This is a genomic window from Zobellia russellii, assembly GCF_044597075.1.
In the GTDB taxonomy this organism is placed as follows: Bacteria; Bacteroidota; Bacteroidia; order Flavobacteriales; family Flavobacteriaceae; genus Zobellia; species Zobellia russellii.
The window spans coordinates 2,356,152-2,369,565 of the sequence record NZ_CP139000.1 but is presented as its reverse complement, the minus strand read 5'-3'; the positions used below and the strand labels follow the sequence as shown (position 1 = coordinate 2,369,565).

13 protein-coding genes are annotated in these 13,414 nt (G+C 38.8%); 11 read left to right on the top strand and 2 right to left on the bottom strand.

Annotation, left to right across the window (positions count from 1 at the left end; genetic code table 11):
• The first annotated feature begins 65 nt into the window (after nucleotides 1-65).
• The 3 genes from SJY45_RS09615 to SJY45_RS09605 are packed head-to-tail and all read left to right on the top strand — an operon-like array spanning nucleotide 66 to nucleotide 1,645.
• A complete protein-coding gene (locus SJY45_RS09615) occupies nucleotides 66-611 on the top strand; it encodes an RNA polymerase sigma factor (RefSeq protein WP_215441333.1) in 546 nt (181 codons plus the stop codon).
• Nucleotides 611-802 carry a hypothetical protein gene (locus SJY45_RS09610; RefSeq protein WP_215441105.1) on the top strand — a complete coding sequence of 64 codons (192 nt, stop codon included), beginning with the start codon at nucleotides 611-613 and terminating at the stop codon, nucleotides 800-802. Before SJY45_RS09615 ends, SJY45_RS09610 begins: the two co-directional genes overlap by 1 nt.
• An 18-nt stretch (nucleotides 803-820) precedes the next feature.
• The gene (locus SJY45_RS09605) at nucleotides 821-1,645 is read left to right on the top strand and encodes a mechanosensitive ion channel family protein (protein ID WP_215441106.1); all 825 of its coding nucleotides are present in this window, start codon (nucleotides 821-823) and stop codon (nucleotides 1,643-1,645) included.
• Between the two features lie 60 nt (nucleotides 1,646-1,705).
• On the opposite strand, the gene murF is transcribed toward SJY45_RS09605, so the two are convergent.
• Both murF and gldJ read right to left on the bottom strand, forming a co-directional pair.
• On the bottom strand, nucleotides 1,706-2,986 hold the full coding sequence (gene murF / locus SJY45_RS09600; RefSeq protein WP_400070333.1) for a UDP-N-acetylmuramoyl-tripeptide--D-alanyl-D-alanine ligase: 1,281 nt from the start codon (nucleotides 2,984-2,986) through the stop codon (nucleotides 1,706-1,708).
• Between the two features lie 68 nt (nucleotides 2,987-3,054).
• Entirely contained in the window at nucleotides 3,055-4,722 is a 1,668-nt protein-coding gene (gene gldJ / locus SJY45_RS09595; RefSeq protein WP_400070331.1) for a gliding motility lipoprotein GldJ, read from the bottom strand.
• Nucleotides 4,723-5,188: 466 nt separating this feature from the next.
• Between gldJ and porV the strand changes: the two genes are divergently transcribed.
• From porV to SJY45_RS09555, 8 genes are all read left to right on the top strand, one after another.
• On the top strand, nucleotides 5,189-6,340 hold the full coding sequence (gene porV, locus SJY45_RS09590; protein ID WP_400070329.1) for a type IX secretion system outer membrane channel protein PorV: 1,152 nt from the start codon (nucleotides 5,189-5,191) through the stop codon (nucleotides 6,338-6,340).
• A gap of 79 nt (nucleotides 6,341-6,419) precedes the next feature.
• Nucleotides 6,420-6,902 (top strand): cytidine deaminase, encoded by a 483-nt coding sequence (gene cdd, locus SJY45_RS09585; protein WP_215441110.1) that lies wholly within the window; start codon nucleotides 6,420-6,422, stop codon nucleotides 6,900-6,902.
• A gap of 157 nt (nucleotides 6,903-7,059) precedes the next feature.
• Entirely contained in the window at nucleotides 7,060-8,055 is a 996-nt protein-coding gene (pdhA, locus tag SJY45_RS09580) for a pyruvate dehydrogenase (acetyl-transferring) E1 component subunit alpha (RefSeq protein ID WP_215911868.1), read from the top strand.
• 10 nt (nucleotides 8,056-8,065) lie between these two features.
• Nucleotides 8,066-9,703, top strand: coding sequence for a pyruvate dehydrogenase complex dihydrolipoamide acetyltransferase (locus tag SJY45_RS09575; protein WP_215441113.1), 1,638 nt, complete (start codon nucleotides 8,066-8,068; stop codon nucleotides 9,701-9,703).
• Nucleotides 9,704-9,792: 89 nt separating this feature from the next.
• Complete coding sequence (locus tag SJY45_RS09570) at nucleotides 9,793-10,842, top strand: M28 family metallopeptidase (RefSeq protein WP_400070326.1); 1,050 nt, start codon at nucleotides 9,793-9,795, stop codon at nucleotides 10,840-10,842.
• Entirely contained in the window at nucleotides 10,842-11,522 is a 681-nt protein-coding gene (locus SJY45_RS09565; RefSeq protein WP_400070324.1) for an SDR family NAD(P)-dependent oxidoreductase, read from the top strand. Before SJY45_RS09570 ends, SJY45_RS09565 begins: the two co-directional genes overlap by 1 nt.
• Before the next feature lie 114 nt (nucleotides 11,523-11,636).
• A complete protein-coding gene (locus SJY45_RS09560) occupies nucleotides 11,637-12,239 on the top strand; it encodes a SprT-like domain-containing protein (RefSeq protein WP_215911893.1) in 603 nt (200 codons plus the stop codon).
• An 86-nt stretch (nucleotides 12,240-12,325) separates the two neighbouring features.
• On the top strand, nucleotides 12,326-13,408 hold the full coding sequence (locus tag SJY45_RS09555; protein WP_400070323.1) for a mannose-1-phosphate guanylyltransferase: 1,083 nt from the start codon (nucleotides 12,326-12,328) through the stop codon (nucleotides 13,406-13,408).
• The last annotated feature ends 6 nt before the right edge of the window (nucleotides 13,409-13,414 follow it).

Below are 13,414 nucleotides of genomic sequence, written 5' to 3'. Positions count from 1 at the left end.
TTGTGTCGCAATTAGTAACTAGCAACCAGAACCAAATATTGGAAACAGAAGTAGTACCGCAATTGATGTCGGATGAAGAGCTTGTGCGCAAGATAGCGAGGCATAATGATGCTTTGCTTTTTGCTGTACTCTACGATAGGTATGCACAAAGAGTATATAATAAATGTTACAGCTTTTCTAATTCGCAAGCAGAGGCCCAAGACCTTACGCAGGATGTTTTCCTGATGCTTTTTGTGAAGCTTTCCAGTTTTAAGGGAAAGTCAAAATTCTCTACTTGGGTATATGCGTTCACCTATAATTTTTGTGTGAACTATGTGAAAAGGAACAAGCAGAGGTTAATGAGTGATAAATCTGATTCTATTTCGCAAACAACTAAACCCATAACGGTGGTAGATGATGATGCGGAAATAGCCAATATGCGGTCGGAAAAACTTAAAAAGGCCTTAAATTTAGTAGACCCAGAGGACAAAAAAATATTGCTTTTAAAGTACCAAGACGATATATCGATAAAAGAACTGACCTCAATATTAGATATAGGGGAAAGTGCCGTGAAAATGCGACTCAAACGAGCAAAGTCTCGTATTGTGGAAGCTTATAACAAAATACCATAATGTCTATGGAAAAGAAAAATCCATTTAAGGAAATGGAAGACTCGTTGCACGAGGTTCCTCCTCATTTGAAAAAGAAGGTTATGGATGATATAGCTTCTGCCAAACTTGTTATGGACATGGCAAACTTGTTTACATGTAATTATAAGTCTGCAATTGAAGATATATTTAAAACCAAGCCCGATATTATTTAACGCATAACATTTAAGAAAATGGATAAAGTTTCAGAGTGGAAAGATTTGACTTTCAATACCTTAAGTACTATCGTAAGTGATATAGCATCTGCGTTACCCAATATTTTGGGAGCTATCGTTATTCTGATGTTGGGGTGGGGCATTAGTAAAGTAGTGCGTTTTGTTCTTAAAAAGGTGTTCAAGATAGCGCAGTTGAGTAAAGTCTCGGATAAAATTAATGAAGCAAGGTTATTTGGAGACAGTAACGTTAAAATAGATATAGAGAAAGTATTGCTTCAGTTTGTGAAGTATATACTATTGTTGGTATTTATTATAGTTGCGGCAGATATAGTAGAGCTTACCATCATCTCGCAAGAGATAGCCAACCTGCTCCGTTATCTTCCAATATTACTTAGTGCAATGGTCATTTTTATGATTGGACTATATGCGGCCAAGTTGATAAAATCCGCACTGAAAAGCGTTTTTGATTCTATGGGCTTTGGAGGCGGAAAGCTTGTTAGTAGTATAGTTTTCTATATCATGGTGATTTTTGTTACCATAACGGCTTTAAATCAAGCGGGGATTGATACTTCCATGTTTACAAGTAATTTCACGCTTATATTGGGTGCGTTTCTTTTAGCTTTTGCGTTAGGACTAGGTCTTGGGTCTAGAAATGTGGTTGAAAGCCTGTTGAAGACTTTTTATGCACGAAAAAATTATGCCGCAGGAGATAAGGTGAAGTTTGCGGATATAGAGGGCACAATTGAAGCGATAGATAATATTAGTGTAACCTTAAATACAAAAGAAGGAAAGCTAATTGTACCTATAAAAGAGATTGTAGAAAATAGGGTTAAGTTGGAATAGAAGCCAACAAGTAGTAATAGATGGTAAAGGCAGTACTTTAGGGGTGCTGCCTTTTTTGGTTTAAATGGAATCTAGAATGCGTTCCAAGGCCATGCCTCGTGACCCTTTTATAAGGATAAGGCTTTTGGGATTAGGTTGTTGGTCCTTTAAATAGTCCTTAAGTTTGGCAAAAGTGCTATATTTCTTAAAAGATGTGTTGGTCTTGTGAAAGTTTTCACCAACGAGTATAACCTCGCCAAAATTTAATTCTTTTGCTAAATCTGCTATATTTTGGTGCTCAACAGATGCAATTTCCCCAAGCTCGAACATATCGCCTAAAAAAGCAATTTTGTAGCCTCCTTCCATCTGAGAGAAATTTTCCAAGGCAGCTTTCATGCTTGTAGGGTTAGCATTGTAGGCATCAAGGATAATTTGGTGGCCGTTATGGTTAATGATTTGAGAGCGATTGTTGTTAGGGGAGTAGCCTTTTATGGCTTCTGCAATTTTACTAAGGGGAACGTTAAAGTATTTTCCTATAAGTATGGCCGCTGCACAATTGGTGAAGTTGTAACTGCCTATTAACTGTGATTCAACTTTTAGGTCTTCAAATGATGCTGTCACAAATGGATTTGCTCCTAAGAATTCTATTTTGTAAAATTCTTTTTGACTAGTGCTAAAGCCGTACTTCTTTATGTAGCTCCCTAGTTCTTGAAACTGAACCGGGTCATCACCGTTCATGAATATATGCTTATCGTTTTGTGTGAGATAATCATATAATTCGCTTTTACCTTTTATAACACCTTCTTCGCTTCCAAAACCTTCAATATGGGCTTTTCCAAAATTGGTGATATATCCAAAATCCGGCAGTGCCAAACTGCACAGGAATTCAATTTCTTTTTGGTGGTTTGCTCCCATTTCTATAATGGCAATTTCAGTTTCTGGTTTTATTGAGAGTAGGGTAAGGGGTACTCCAATATGGTTGTTGAGGTTGCCCTTGGTTGCAATAGTGCGGTACTTTTTTGATAGCACGGCATTAATCAACTCTTTGGTGGTGGTTTTGCCGTTACTTCCCGTTAACGCAATAACCTTAGCGTTGGAGTGATTTCTGTGGAAAGAAGCTAATTTTTGAAGGGCTTCCAAAACATTATCAACTAGGATAAACCTTTGGTCTGATTGTGCATGGTCTTCCTCATCAACCACGGCATAGGCAGCTCCGTTCTCCAATGCCTTGGCGGCGTATTCATTTCCATTAAAGTTGTCTCCTTTTAAAGCGAAGAAAATACAGTTTTCCTTTAGTTTTCTGGTATCCGTACAGATTTCGGGAAACTCCAAAAAGATGTCGTGCAATTGAGCTGTTTTCATAAAGTAAAAGTATAAAAAAAGTCCCGGCATATTATACCGAGACTTTTTAGAAAAATATTTTAAGGAGCTTATCTTACTTTTTTACCTCTTGGTGTTTTGTTCTTAGTTTTGGATTTAGATCCAACCCTAGACATAGCACATCTGAAACCTACGTAATCCGTAGCCATATATTGAGGCATGTATCTTCTTTGTGCAGGATCTAACCAGTAGGCACGATCTCTCCAAGAACCACCTTTGTAAACTCTAACTTCGTCATTGATCAATGTTGATCTGTTGTTAGACTTATCATACTGGCGAACCAATTTCCCGGTTGAGTCACGCTCAACACTATGCTTAGGAGAGTTGTACATTTTCTTTCTGTCATTCTGATCTTCCTCATCACTAAATTGATCAAAGAATCTAGAAGAACCTGGATCACCATCACGGTATCCTCTGTTGTCACTTGAAGAGAAGTTAGTTCTTAAATAAGTTTCTTCTTCATCAACAGGTACCATTTTAATTTCACCAGGAAGGTTAACGGCAACTATTTTTCCGTTTGGCATGGTATCGTACATTACAGAGTCTCTAAGAATGTTTACTTTACCATCTTCTCCTATTGCGGTTTTCATGTAAATGTTACCACGGTAGTAGTTAAAGTCACTTACTTCATCATCTACAATAGGTCTGTAAACATCAGCAACCCATTCGGCAACGTTACCCGCCATGTCATAAAGACCAAGGTCGTTAGGCTTGTAAGACATTACTTGAGCAGTAATATCGGCACCATCATCGGACCATCCGGCAATTCCGCCGTAATCACCTTTACCTTGCTTAAAGTTGGCTAACTGGTCACCTCTACCTACACGTTGTCCGTTTCTGGTATAATCCCCTTCCCAAGGATATTTTTTTCTACCTCTATAGTTATTGTACTCACGGTTACCTTGGTTGGCTTGTGCAGCGTATTCCCATTCGGTTTCCGTTGGTAGTCTATATTCTGGCATAATTACACCGCTACTTCTTTTGGCAAATGTATTTACACTGTCCTTTTTAGCTTTTCCTTGTAAAGAGTCTATTTGCCCGTTGTAAACAGATTCTGGTCTGTTCAAATAAGCTTCTGTACTAAAAGTACCTGCTACTTCGCCTTGGGCCGCTTGGTATTTGGCATCTTTTGCCAAGTAACCTTCTCTTTCCAACATTACTTCGTTAACACGATCTGTACGCCACTCGGCAAACTGTGTTGCTTGAACCCAGTTTACACCAACTACAGGATATTCAGCGTAAGCCGGATGTCTTAAATAGTTGTTGGTCATAGTTTCGTTAAAGCCTAATCTATTTCTCCAAACCAAAGTATCTGGCAAAGCACCTTTATAGATGTTTGCGTATTGTGGATTTTCTGGAGGATAAACACTTTTAAGATAATCAAGATACTCCAAGTACATGACATTGGTTACCTCTGTCTCGTCCATATAAAAAGACTGTACGTGTTGCGATGTAGGCGTGTTGTTCCAATCGTGCATAACGTCATCCTGTACTTTACCCTTGGTGAAAGTACCACCTTCAACAAACACAAGGCCTGGTGCCGTTTCTTGTTCTTTAAAATCCGTATTGTATTGAAAACCACCTTCTTTGGCGTTTATTTTCCAGCCTGTGGCTCTTGACACGTCTTTGGAAGAACCGGAATTTTTACAGCTGGTAACCGTAAAACCTCCCGCTAGTACTGCACAAGAAAGTACAACTTTGATAAACTGTTTTTTCATAATTAGGACTTGAGTTCAAATAGTACCACTGCTTAAAATGGTAGCGCAGTTGGTTATTTTATTTTGATTAATTTTTAGTGTCACTTTCGGCATATAAAACGATGATTTGCACAGAATATTTTATTTGTGAAAAATTATTTTGTCTGCCAAGGAGACATCGCGTTTGCAATTAACCGATGCCGCCTCAAAAATCATAACGGTGCAAATAACTTTATAGTATGGCTAGATGCATTTCTTTTGCCCAAAAAACAGTATGAAGGTCATAATATTTCTAAGCGAATGCGAAATTACAAAAGATGTGCGTACTTTATGCCCTGTTTTTGATTTGAAACGGAAATTTGAAAATTTTGTGTTTTCTATGCAAGATATTCCTTAAAAGGCCGTTTACATGTAATACAACTAATATATTTTTGGTTTGTAGCACTATATTGTAATATTTGACCGACTAAATTTAGCTATATTAAAAATGAAAAAAATTTCAATACTTATTTTGCTTGTGTTTGCATGCAAAGTATCGGCCCAAGAAGCAGGTGATCGTGTAATTACCACTGCAGTTCCCTTTTTGAACATAACAGCAGATGCCAGAGCGGCAGGTATGGGTGATTTGGGTGTGGCCACTTCAACCGACGCATATTCTCAGCAATGGAACCCTGCAAAGTTTGCATTTGCGGAGCGTAAAATGGGTATTGGTATGGGGTATACGCCTTATCTTAGCAATGCCATCTCCGGTATTGGTCTTTTGAACGCAAGTTATTTCAATAAAATTAATGATCAGAGCGCTTTTGCCGTTAGTCTTCGCTATTTTACCTTGGGAGATATTGAGCTTAGGCAAACTTTTGATGATGTAGGAACGGTTGTTAAGCCAAACGAACTGTCTTTTGATGGGTCTTATTCTTTAAAATTGAGCCCAACTTTTTCAATGGCTGTAGGGGGTAGATATATTAGGTCTAACCTCAAATTCCAAAATGATAATAATGTAGATTCTAAGCCGGGAAGTACTTTTGCGGTTGATGTAGCAGGTTTTTACCGTTCTAGGGAAATTGCCTATAACAGGTTTGACGGCCGCTGGAGAGGTGGCTTTAATATTTCAAACTTAGGAGGTAAAATTGCTTATGATGAAAATGGGCAAGATAACTTCATCCCAACAAATTTAAAGTTTGGTTTTGGTTTTGATTTTATTCTTGATCAAGACAATGTAATTGGCCTTACTACCGAATTCAATAAGTTGTTAGTGCCAACACCTCAGGATTATGATAATGATGGAGATATGGATGCCGCGGATAACGACGAGTACCAAAATATTGGATTTTTAAGTGGTGTGTTTAAATCTTTTGGAGATGCCCCTGATGGTTTTAGTGAGGAGCTAAAAGAAATGACATGGGCTTTAGGTGCAGAATATACATACCAAGATGCTTTTATGTTCCGTACAGGTTATTTCAATGAGAGTGATGTAAAAGGTTTTAGAAAATATTTTACGCTGGGTGCAGGTTTTAAATTTAATTCCGCTCAAATAGACTTATCGTATCTATTTTCTACATCTAAAATCACTAACCCTGTAGAGAATTCACTTCGTTTCTCTTTAACCTTTAATTTAGGAGATGAGTTCTATAACGATTAAGACTCGTATAAATATATAATAAGAAAACCTGCCATACGGTAGGTTTTCTTATTTTAGGCCCTTATTATATTAAACAAGTATGCAAAAACAGAATATATCTTTTGAATTGACCATTTTTGATTCAATTCAGGAGCTTTCGGAAGAGGATGGTAAACTTATGATAGATGCGATTGGAGCAAGAAAAAATGCCTATGCACCTTACTCGAGCTTTCAGGTTGGTGCTGCGGTGCTATTGGAAAATGGCGAAGTGGTTATTGGTAACAATCAAGAAAACGCTTCTTATCCGTCCGGGCTTTGTGCTGAGCGTGTGGCAATTTTCTACGCTGGAGCAAAATATCCGGGTGTGGGCATTACTGCTATAGCCATAACCGCTACCTCTGTCAATTATGAGTTAACCAATCCTGCGGCACCTTGTGGAAACTGTAGGCAAGCTATCTCGGAGTATGAAGTAAAGCAAAAAACGCCCATAGCACTTTTGATGATGGGGGAAAAAGGCAAAATTTTTAAATGTAATTCCATGGCGGATATTCTGCCATTGGGCTTTGATAGTTCGTTTTTGTAACAGTTCTGAACAACCTAAGGATAAATTCTAACAAACCTTTTACTTCAATTTTTTTCAACTATTGATTTAATATGTATTTTTGCCCTTCTGGTTGGTTCCGTGAATAAAAAAGGAACGGCCAGGGTGTTGTAACCACGAATCCAAATTATTAGCATCAATGAAAAAAATTACCAAAGAAGTATATCTGAAATGGTATGAAGATATGTTGTTCTGGCGCAAGTTCGAGGACAAGCTGGCACAGGTCTACATTCAACAAAAAGTTAGAGGTTTTTTACACTTGTATAATGGTCAAGAAGCTGTTTTGGCTGGCTCATTGCATGCAATGGACTTAACCAAAGACCGTATGATCACGGCCTACAGGAATCACGTTCAGCCAATTGGTATGGGTGTTGATCCTAAACAAGTAATGGCAGAATTGTATGGTAAGGTTACTGGTACTTCCAAAGGTATGGGAGGTTCAATGCATATATTCTCAAAAGAACACCGTTTTCATGGTGGTCATGGTATCGTGGGAGGACAAATTCCATTAGGTGCAGGTATGGCTTTTGGTGATAAGTACGCCGGTAGGGATAACGTTACCTTATGTTATATGGGTGATGGTGCCGTACGTCAAGGCTCCTTTCATGAAGCGTTGAACTTGGCAATGCTTTGGCAACTTCCGGTAGTATTTATTTGTGAAAACAATGGTTATGCTATGGGTACTTCTGTAGAGAGAACATCATATTCTACTGAAATTTGGAAACTAGGTTTGGGTTACGAGATGCCTTGTGGTCCCGTAGACGGTATGGATCCGGTAACGGTTGCTCAAGAGGTAAGTAAAGCCGTAGAAAGAGCACGCTCTGGAGGTGGACCAACTTTCCTTGAAATGAAAACATATAGATATAGAGGTCATTCTATGTCGGATGCACAGCATTATAGAACAAAGGAGGAAGTAAAGGAATATCAGAAAATAGACCCTATTACCCAAGTTCTTGATATTATTAAAGAGAACGATTACGCATCCGAAGAAGACATTAAGGCAATAGACAAAAAAGTTAAGGATTTGGTGTTGGAATGCGAAAAATTCGCAGACGAATCAGATTATCCGCCAGTACAGCAATTGTACGATATGGTCTATGAGCAAGAAGATTTTCCATTTGTACAACATAAATAATTTTAGGTAAATGGCAGAAGTAATAAACATGCCCCGCTTGAGCGATACCATGGAAGAAGGTACCGTAGCCAAATGGTTGAAAAACGTTGGTGACAAAGTTGAGGAAGGCGATATACTTGCAGAAATAGAAACTGACAAAGCCACAATGGAATTTGAGTCCTTTTATGAAGGTACTTTATTGCATATTGGTATTGCAGAAGGAGATGGTGCACCGGTAGATTCTCTTTTGGCCATTATAGGTGAAGAGGGAGAAGATATCTCATCATTGTTAAACGGTAGTGCGGATACTTCTGGCGAAGAAGAGGCGGAAGAAGCCAATGAACCTGCAGCTTCAAGTTCTGAAGGTTCTGAGGAAGTTGCTTCTGCAGATGTTCCAGAGGGCGTAGAAGTGGTAAAGATGCCTCGCCTTAGTGATACGATGGAAGAGGGTACTGTTGCTGCTTGGTTGAAAAAAGTGGGTGATACGGTAGAAGAAGGAGATATTTTAGCTGAAATCGAAACGGATAAAGCTACAATGGAATTTGAATCCTTCTACTCGGGTACCTTATTATATATCGGTATTCAAGAGGGTGAATCTTCTCCGGTTGATGCAGTGTTGGCGGTTATAGGACCTGCAGGTACAGATGTTGATGCCGTGCTTAATGCCAAGCCGTCTTCGGGTAAGAAAGAAAGTGCTTCTTCTGAAACTAAAAAAGAAGAGCCAAAAAAGGAAGCTTATAAAGATACTTCAACTCCAAAGGCTGTAAATGACGGCCAACGTATATTTGTATCGCCTTTGGCCAAGAAAATAGCAAAGGAAAAGGGTATTGATTTAGCAAATGTCAAAGGTTCTGGAGATAACGGACGAATTGTGAAGAAAGATGTAGAAGGGTATACTCCTGCTGCAGCTTCACAAGCTCCGCAAAAAGCGGCTAGTTCGCAAGCGGCGGCGCCTGCAAGTGCTCCTGTAATCCTGCCAGTAGGTGAAGAAGGTTCTGAGGAGGTCAAAAATTCGCAAATGCGAAAAACCATCGCAAAGCGTTTGTCCGAATCTAAATTTACCGCACCTCACTATTACTTGACTATAGAAGTAGACATGAGCAATGCCATGGCTTCTAGAAAACAGATAAATGATTTGCCTGATACAAAGGTTTCTTTTAACGATATGGTAGTTAAAGCATGTGCCATGGCCCTGAAGAAGCATCCGCAGGTAAATACTACTTGGAACGGAGATACTACACGTTACAACCATCATGTACATGTTGGTGTTGCCGTAGCTGTAGATGAAGGTCTTGTTGTTCCTGTGTTGAAATTTACTGAGCAATTGAGTTTAACTCAAATCGGTGCTGCCGTTAAGGATTTGGCCGGTCGTGCGAGAAACAAAAAACTGACTCCAGCCGAGATGGATGGTAGTACGTTTACAGTTTCTAACTTGGGTATGTTCGGTATTACCGAGTTTACTTCAATCATTAATCAACCTAACTCCGCAATTTTATCTGTTGGAGCCATTGTTCAAAAACCAGTGGTTAAAGATGGTCAGATTGTAGTTGGTAATACAATGAAGGTAACTTTGGCGTGTGACCATAGAACGGTTGATGGGGCTACTGGCGCTCAATTTTTATTAACACTACGTGCGTATTTGGAAAATCCGGTAACCATGCTGGCTTAAACAGATCGCTAACTATTATAATAAAGGCATCTTGGTTATTTCCAGATGCCTTTTTTTATTTCTAAATTGTACCATTAAAAATAACACCTATGAAAAAGAGTTTTCTGTTTGTTGCCAGTATATTGGCTTTGTCGTGCGGTTCTCAAAAGATTGATGAATCCGTAACATTAGAAAGTGAAGAAGCGGTGCAGTTTGATCGCAGCTTAATGGAGGTGCCTAAAAAGGCCGACGATTTAAATGGTATAGGAAGTATTGTAGGTGCGGGGCAAAATCAATTTTCAAACGCGGAAAAAGTGGCTTCAATCATGAATTTTCTGGCTTCGGACGAGCTACAAGGTAGGGATACTGGAAGTGAAGGAATTGAAAAAGCCGCTGAGTTCATTGAAGGCAGCTTCTCAAAAAATAACGTCAAACCTTATTTTGAAACGTATAGAGATGACCTTTCTAATTATGATGCGCCCGCTTTTAATGTTGTTGGTGTGGTTGAAGGCAGTGATCCTAAACTAAAAAATGAGTTTGTAATAATTGGTGCTCATTACGATCACATAGGACTTATAGCAGAGGAGAATGGAGATGCCATAGCCAACGGTGCAAATGATAACGCAACGGGAACTACAACCGTGATGGAGCTTGCCCGTTATTTTGGGAAATCAAGAACAAATAAACGAAGCATAATTTTTGCTCTTTTCAGTGCTGAAGAAAAGGGATTGTTAGGGTCAAAACACTTGGCGCAAAAGCTAAAGGAAGAGAATTTGAACCTATATGTAATGCTCAATTATGAAATGGTTGGTGTGCCCTTGGTAGGTAAGGATTACTTGGCTTACTTAACGGGGTATGAAGAATCCAATATGGCCAATGTAGCTAATAGTTACGCAGAACAGACCTACGCAGGCTTTCTTCCTAAAGCAAAGGAATTCAACCTTTTTAAGCGATCGGATAATTATCCGTTTCATGAAGCCTTTGGGGTGCCATCACAGACTTTCAGTACGTTTGATTTTACGAACTTTAACCATTACCACAAAGTGGGAGATGAACTTTCTGAAATGGACTTCAGTCACATGGCTAACTTAATAAATAAGAGTATTCCGGTTGTAGAGGGTATCGTTAACGCACCAACAAAAGAAATTAAGTACAACTAATGGCAAATATCGTAATAACGGGGTCTAGTAGGGGTATAGGTTTTGAACTGGCCAAATTGTTTGCTGATGAGGGGCACAAAGTTTTGGCATTATCCCGAAATGATAAGCCAATTTCCGATTTGGCTCATGAAAAAATTTTTAGTTTCTCCTTTGATTTGGGTAATCCATCCGATTTTAAAAAGATGGAGGATTCTTTAGCTGAAAACTTTGAAACGGTAGATGTACTTATAAATAATGCAGGAAAGCTGTTGAGCAAACCTTTTCTTGAAACCGAAGCCGAGGAGTTTGAGGCTGTTTACAAAGTAAATGTATTTGGAGTAGCGGAAATGACAAGGAAGATTCTACCAAGAATGCCTAAAGACGGCCATGTGCTTACCATTAGTTCTATGGGAGGTGTGCAGGGCAGTGTTAAGTTTCCGGGCTTATCTGCATATAGTTCCAGTAAGGGGGCGGTAATTACTCTAACCGAATTGTGGGCCGAAGAATTTAAGGAAACCGGTCCTTCCTTTAATGTGTTGGCGTTGGGCGCAGTCCAGACTGAAATGCTACAAGAGGCTTTTCCAGGGTATGAAGCGCCTACAACAGCTTTGCAAATGGCCAAATACATCAAGAACTTTGCTTTAGAAGGACATCAGCTGTATAACGGAAAACTACTTCAGGTCAGTAATAGTACGCCCTAAACTTTTGGTTTTTCCTTATATAGGGTCGTTCTTGTGTATAGGTGTTATTTTTTGACATAGGCTTAATAATGGATAACTTCATTTATTGGTTGAGTTAACTTATTTTTGTCCGCAGTGGATAATGTGCTACAAAAATATCTTCCCGAAAGGGCTATAGAATCCTGTTTGGAGTTGATTCAGAAGACAGGCGTTCACTTAAAGATTGTTAACGAACGGGTTACCCGCCATGGGGATTACCGGCGGATGCCCAATGGAAAGCATCAGATAACAGTAAATGCCAATCTCAATAAATATCGATTTTTGATTACGCTTATACATGAAATTGCCCACTTAGTGGCTTTTGAAAAATACGGCAGGACTATAAAACCACATGGTACGGAGTGGAAACGCATTTTTCAATATTTAATGTTACCGTTTATAAGGCCCGAAATTTTTCCTACCCAATTACTACCTCTTCTAGCAAATCATTTTAAAAATCCAAAGGCAAGTAGTAGTACGGACGCAAGGCTGTCCATAGCATTAAAACATTTTGACGAGCAAAAAACGGATAGGACCTACGTTTTTGAGGTGCCCTTAGGTAGTATTTTTCGCATACATAATGGTAAATTGTACAAAAAAGGGAATAGACGCGTTAAGCGATATGAATGTATAGAGGTGGCTACAGGGCGAATGTATCTTTTTCAACCTAATGCAGAAGTGGAATTGGTTTTTGATTAAAATTGTAAGAAATTACGTGAAAAATAACTAACTATTTATAAATAAGCGAAAGATTTTGTTACTTCCGCTTTCATAGCAATCAAGAAATGAAAAACAACAATTATTACGCAGTTCTAATGGCCGGTGGTGTCGGTTCAAGGTTTTGGCCAATCAGTACATCTTCTTACCCAAAGCAATTTCATGACATGTTGGGTACGGGAGACACCTTAATTCAAAAAACTTTTAAGCGTCTGAACAAGTTTGTTCCTACCGAAAATATTCTTATCCTGACCAATGAGCGCTATAATGATCTGGTTTTGGAGCAGCTACCTTTGGTTAAACCGGATCAAGTAGTGCTTGAACCTGCTATGAGAAATACAGCTCCTTGTATTCTGTACGCGGCATTAAAGATTCAAAAAATGAACGAGAACGGTGTAATGATCGTAGCGCCCAGTGATCATTGGATTGAAGATGAAGATGCCTTTGCCAAAGATGTAACCACCTGTTTTGATAAATGTGAGAAGGAAGACGTACTTTGTACTTTAGGTATTAAACCATCGTTTCCTAATACAGGCTTTGGTTATATAGAATTTGAAAAGGAAAGTCCGGAAGGCTTAAAGAAGGTAAATCAGTTCCGTGAAAAACCTGATTACGAAACGGCAAAGGAATTTTTGGCCCAAGGAAATTTTCTTTGGAATGCGGGAATTTTTATGTGGAGCGTGAAGACCATTGTAAATGCGTTCAAAAACTATCAACCTGAACAGTATTCACTTTTTGAATCCGGGATGTCTTGTTACAATACTGGCGAAGAAAAAGAGTTTATAAAAGAGAACTATCCAAAAGCAGAAAACATCTCTATAGATTACGCCATTTTGGAAAATTCAAAATCCATATTTGTACTACCGGCTACTTTTGACTGGAACGATTTGGGTACTTGGGGCTCTCTATATGATAAATTGGACAAGGATGATGATAATAACGCCATTGTAAACAGCAAGGTGGTAACTACTGATGCATCCGGCAATATGATCAGATCCCCAAAAGATAAAATTGTTGTGGTAGATGGTCTTAACGACTATATCATCGTAGACAAAAAAGAAGTACTTTTAATATACCCGAAAACTAAAGAACAGGATATTAAAAAGGTGTTGGGTGCCGTTAAGGATAAATATGGCGACGAATATGCCTAATTCTAA

Bases quoted from the DNA above. Each gene is read 5' to 3' on its own strand.
- SJY45_RS09565 (WP_400070324.1), top strand. From the start codon at position 10,842: ATGGCAAATATCGTAATAACGGGGTCTAGTAGGGGTATAGGTTTTGAA.
- pdhA (WP_215911868.1), top strand. From the start codon at position 7,060: ATGAAAAAAATTACCAAAGAAGTATATCTGAAATGGTATGAAGATATG.
- SJY45_RS09575 (WP_215441113.1), top strand. From the start codon at position 8,066: ATGGCAGAAGTAATAAACATGCCCCGCTTGAGCGATACCATGGAAGAA.
- SJY45_RS09610 (WP_215441105.1), top strand. From the start codon at position 611: ATGTCTATGGAAAAGAAAAATCCATTTAAGGAAATGGAAGACTCGTTG.
- SJY45_RS09570 (WP_400070326.1), top strand. From the start codon at position 9,793: ATGAAAAAGAGTTTTCTGTTTGTTGCCAGTATATTGGCTTTGTCGTGC.
- murF (WP_400070333.1), bottom strand. From the start codon at position 2,986: ATGAAAACAGCTCAATTGCACGACATCTTTTTGGAGTTTCCCGAAATC.
- porV (WP_400070329.1), top strand. From the start codon at position 5,189: ATGAAAAAAATTTCAATACTTATTTTGCTTGTGTTTGCATGCAAAGTA.
- gldJ (WP_400070331.1), bottom strand. From the start codon at position 4,722: ATGAAAAAACAGTTTATCAAAGTTGTACTTTCTTGTGCAGTACTAGCG.
- SJY45_RS09605 (WP_215441106.1), top strand. From the start codon at position 821: ATGGATAAAGTTTCAGAGTGGAAAGATTTGACTTTCAATACCTTAAGT.
- cdd (WP_215441110.1), top strand. From the start codon at position 6,420: ATGCAAAAACAGAATATATCTTTTGAATTGACCATTTTTGATTCAATT.
- SJY45_RS09615 (WP_215441333.1), top strand. From the start codon at position 66: ATGTCGGATGAAGAGCTTGTGCGCAAGATAGCGAGGCATAATGATGCT.
- SJY45_RS09555 (WP_400070323.1), top strand. From the start codon at position 12,326: ATGAAAAACAACAATTATTACGCAGTTCTAATGGCCGGTGGTGTCGGT.